The organism is Pseudomonas sp. HMSC066A08 (genome assembly GCF_001813025.1).
GTDB lineage: Bacteria > Pseudomonadota > Gammaproteobacteria > Pseudomonadales > Pseudomonadaceae > Pseudomonas > Pseudomonas aeruginosa.
On sequence record NZ_KV811282.1, the window covers coordinates 1 to 4,495 of the forward strand.

The following is a 4,495-nucleotide window of genomic DNA, read 5'->3' on the forward strand; positions in this document are numbered from 1 at the left end:
GACCCAGTGGGTGTTCCTGGCGGCGCTGCCGCTGCTGCCCAACGGCAAGCTGGACCGCAAGGCGCTGCCGGCGCCGGAAGCCGGCGACAGCCAGCAGGTCTACGCCGCACCGGAGACGGACCTGGAGCAGCAACTGGCGGCGATCTGGGCGGAGGTACTGAAGCTGGAGCGGGTCGGGCTGACCGACAACTTCTTCGAGCTGGGCGGAGACTCGATCATCTCCCTGCAGGTGGTGAGCCGAGCTCGCCAGGCGGGTATCCAGTTCACCCCCAAGGATCTGTTCCAGCACCAGACCGTGCAAGGCGTGGCTTCGGTCGCACGCTTCGCGCCGGCGTTAGCGGTCGACCAGGGCCCAGTCAGCGGATCGATGCCGCTGACTCCGGTGCAACGGCGCTTCTTCGCCGAGGCGATTCCCCAGCGCAATCACTGGAACCAGTCTCTGTTGCTGGCGCCGGCAGATTCTCTCGAGCCTGTTCTGTTGAGAGAAGCGTTACAGGCCGTCGTTTCCCGTCATGATGCCTTGCGATTGCGTTTCGACGGCGTGGACGAAGAGTGGCAGGCGGCGTTCGATCCTGCCGCGTGTGCGGAAGATGTGCTATGGGTGCGTCAGTTGGCTGACGGCGACCTTTCGGAGGTCGTCGAGGCGGCACAACGCAGCTTGGATCTGAAACATGGGCCTTTGCTGCGAGTGCTGCTGGCCGATTTGCCCGATGGCAGCCAGCGGCTCTTGCTGGTCGTTCATCACCTGGTGGTGGACGGCGTTTCCTGGCGAATCCTGCTGGAAGACCTGCAACAGGCCTATCAGAGCCTACAGGCTGGACAGGCGCCGAACTTGCCGGCGAAAACCAGTTCGTTCAAGGCTTGGGCCGATCGCCTGAAGGAGCATGCCAGCAGCGAAGCCGTCGAGCGTGAGCTTTGTTATTGGCGACAGGCGCTGGAGGGCGTGAGCACGGATCTGCCTTGCGAGCGTCCCGAAGGTGGCCGTCAGCAAAGGCATGTTGCCCACGCTGATACCCGGTTGCCGCGCGAGACGACCCGTCGCTTGCTGCAGGAGGCGCCAGCAGCCTACCGCACACAGGTCAACGATCTGCTGCTGACAGCGCTGGCACGGGTGGTTTGTCGCTGGAGCGGGCGGGCGGAGGTTCTGGTCCGCCTGGAGGGTCATGGGCGCGAGGACTTGTTCGAGGATATCGACCTGACCCGTACCGTTGGCTGGTTCACCAGCCTCTATCCAGTGCGCCTCAGCCCCCGGCAGAACCTGGCCGACTCGGTCAAGGCCATCAAGGAACAGCTGCGCGCGATTCCTTCCAGGGGGATCGGCTACGGCCTACTGCGCTACCTGGGAAGCGCCGAGGCCCGCAGAACGCTCGAAACGTTGCCGGAAGGCGAGATCGTCTTCAACTATCTAGGCCAGTTCGATGGCAGCTTCGATGAGCAACGCGGATTGTTCGCGCCGGCCCGGGAGGATGGTGGTGCGGTCATGGACGAGCAGGCGCCTCTGGGCGCATTGCTGAGCGTCGACGGGCGGGTCTACGACGGCGAGCTGAGCCTGGGCTGGACCTTCAGCCGGGAAGTGTTCGACGAGCAGACCATACAGGCGCTCGCGGATGAGTACGGACGGGAGCTCCAGACTCTTGTGGAACATTGCTGCCAGGAGCGCAACCGTGGCGTGACACCATCGGACTTTCCCTTGGCGAACCTCGACCAGGCCGGACTTGACGCTTTGCCAGTTCCGGCAGGCGAGATCGCCGACCTTTATCCGCTGTCGCCAATGCAGCAGGGGATGCTTTTCCACTCCCTGTACGAGCAGGGCGGAAGCGACTACGTCAACCAGATGCGAGTGGACGTGGAAGGACTGGACGTCGAGGCTTTCCACCAGGCCTGGTTGGCGACCATCGCCAGTCACGAGGTGCTGCGGGCCAACATACTGACGGACCTGGAGCGGCCGCTGCAACTGATCCACAAGCAGGTGCGGCTGCCCTTCGAGGTTTTCGACTGGAGTGCGCGAGAGGACCTTGAGCAGGCGCTGGAGTCGTATGCGCAAGACGTGCGGCGCAAGGGGTTCGACCTGACCAGGGAGCCGTTGTTGCGGATCGCGGTTATTCGCGCGGGCGAAGGTCGACATCATCTGGTCTATACGAACCATCACATTCTGATGGACGGCTGGAGTGGCTCGCGCTTGCTCGGCGAGGTGCTGGAGCGGTATGCGGGTCGCTTGCCGGCGTCGCTGGCGGGGCGCTATCGCGACTATATCGCCTGGCTGCAACGTCAGGATCAGGATGCCGCCGGGCGTTTCTGGAAGGAGCAACTCGCCGAGCTCGATGCACCTACGCGGCTGATGCAGGCGCTTGCTGGTCAGGTCAAACCAGTGGCTGATGGTTACGGCGATCACTATCAACTGTTCGACGCGGAGCAGACCCGACGGCTGGATGCCTTTGCCCGCGCCCAACGAGTGACCCTGAACACCCTGGTGCAATCGGCCTGGCTGCTGCTTTTGCAACGCTATACTGGACAGGAAACGGTGTGCTTCGGCGCCACGGTGGCCGGCCGGCCGATGGAGCTATCCGGCATCGAGCAGCAGATCGGGTTGTTCATCAATACCCTGCCGGTCATTTGCCGTCCGCGCGCGGACCTGAGCGTGGTCGATTGGGTCGCCATGGTGCAAGAGCGCAACCTGGCCTTGCGTGAGTATGAGCACACGCCATTGTTCGAGGTGCAGCGTTGGGCCGGACAGGGTGGTGAGTCCTTGTTCGACAGTCTGCTGGTATTCGAGAACTACCCCGTATCGGAGGCCCTGGAACAAGGAGCGCCGGCAGGATTGCGCTTTGGTGAGGTGGTGAGTCGAGAACAGACCAACTACCCGCTGACCCTGGCCGTGAACATGGGCGAGACGCTGACCATCCACTATAGCTACGACCGTTTGCACCTGGATGCGGTCACCGTGGAACGGCTGGCAACCCATTGGCGTAATTTGCTGGAGGCGATCTGCCAGGACGCAAACCGGAGTCTTGGCGAGTTGCCGCTATTGGATCGTTCCGAGCGGGACCTGCTGCTGGCGCGCTGGGACCAGACCGGTGAGGACTATCCGAGCCGGCCGTTCGTCCACCAGTTGGTCGCGGAGCAGGCGCGTCGAGCGCCGGAGGCGATTGCGGTGCTGTTCGGCGAGCAGCGGCTGAGCTATGGCGAACTCGACAGCCAGGCCAACCGCCTGGCCCAGCGCCTGGTGGAACTGGGCGTGGGTCCGGAGGTGCGGGTGGCCATCGCCATGCGCCGTTCGGCGGAGATCATGGTGGCGTTCCTGGCCGTACTCAAGGCCGGCGGCGCCTACGTGCCGCTGGACATCGCCTATCCGGCCGAGCGCCTGCGCTACATGCTGGAGGATTGCGGCGCGGCGCTGGTGCTGACCCAGCGCGACGTGCTCGAGCGTCTGCCGTTGCCCGCCGGCCTGGCGAGCCTGGCGGTGGACGATCCGGGAGAATGGCAGGATCGTCCGGAGGGTGCGCCGGAGGTCGATCTGGCCGAGGAAAACCTGGCCTACGTGATCTACACCTCTGGTTCGACCGGCCTGCCCAAGGGCGTGGCGGTATCCCACGGACCGCTGGTGTCGCATATCCGTGCGACCGGCGAGCGCTACGAGACGAGCCCGGCGGACTGCGAGCTGCATTTCATGTCGTTCGCCTTCGACGGTGCTCATGAAGGCTGGATGCACCCGTTGATCAACGGAGCGCGGGTGCTGGTGCGCGACGACAGTATCTGGCTGCCGGAGGAGACCTATGCGCAGATGCATCGTCACGGTGTGACCATCGGGGTCTTTCCGCCGGTGTACCTGCAGCAACTGGCCGAGCATGCCGAGCGTGACGGCAACCCGCCGCCGGTGCGGGTGTACTGCTTCGGCGGTGACGCGGTGCCGCAGGCCAGCTACGAGCTGGCCTGGGAAAGCCTGCGCCCGGACTACCTGTTCAACGGCTATGGACCGACCGAGACGGTGGTCACGCCCTTGTTGTGGAAGGCGCGTCCGCAGGATCCGTGCGGTGCGGCTTACGCACCTATCGGTACCTTGCTGGGACGTCGCAGGGCCTATGTACTGGGCGCGGACCTGGACCTGCTGCCGCTGGGTCTGGCCGGTGAGCTCTACCTGGGTGGAGAAGGTGTGGCGCGGGGTTACCTGGACCGGCCGGCGCTGACGGCCGAGCGTTTCGTCCCGGATCCGTACGGCAACGGCGAGCGGGTCTATCGCAGCGGCGACCTGACCCGGGCACGTGCCGATGGGCTGGTGGACTACCTGGGGCGTGTCGACCACCAGGTGAAGATCCGGGGTTTCCGCATCGAGCTGGGTGAGATCGAAGCGCGCCTGCTGGAGCAGGAGTGCGTGCGCGAAGCGGTGGTGCTGGCCGCCGACGGTGCGAGCGGCCAGCAGTTGCTGGGCTACGTGGTGCCGCAGGATGTCGGGGCGCTGGAGGACGAGAAGCGCGGCGCCCTGCGTGAAGTGCTGAAG

At 64.9% G+C, this 4,495-nt stretch carries 1 protein-coding gene; it reads left to right on the forward strand.

What is annotated here, in order from left to right; genetic code table 11:
- A partial coding sequence (locus HMPREF2886_RS08400; protein ID WP_139148396.1) for a non-ribosomal peptide synthetase occupies window positions 1-4,495 on the forward strand: 4,495 nt, incomplete at both ends.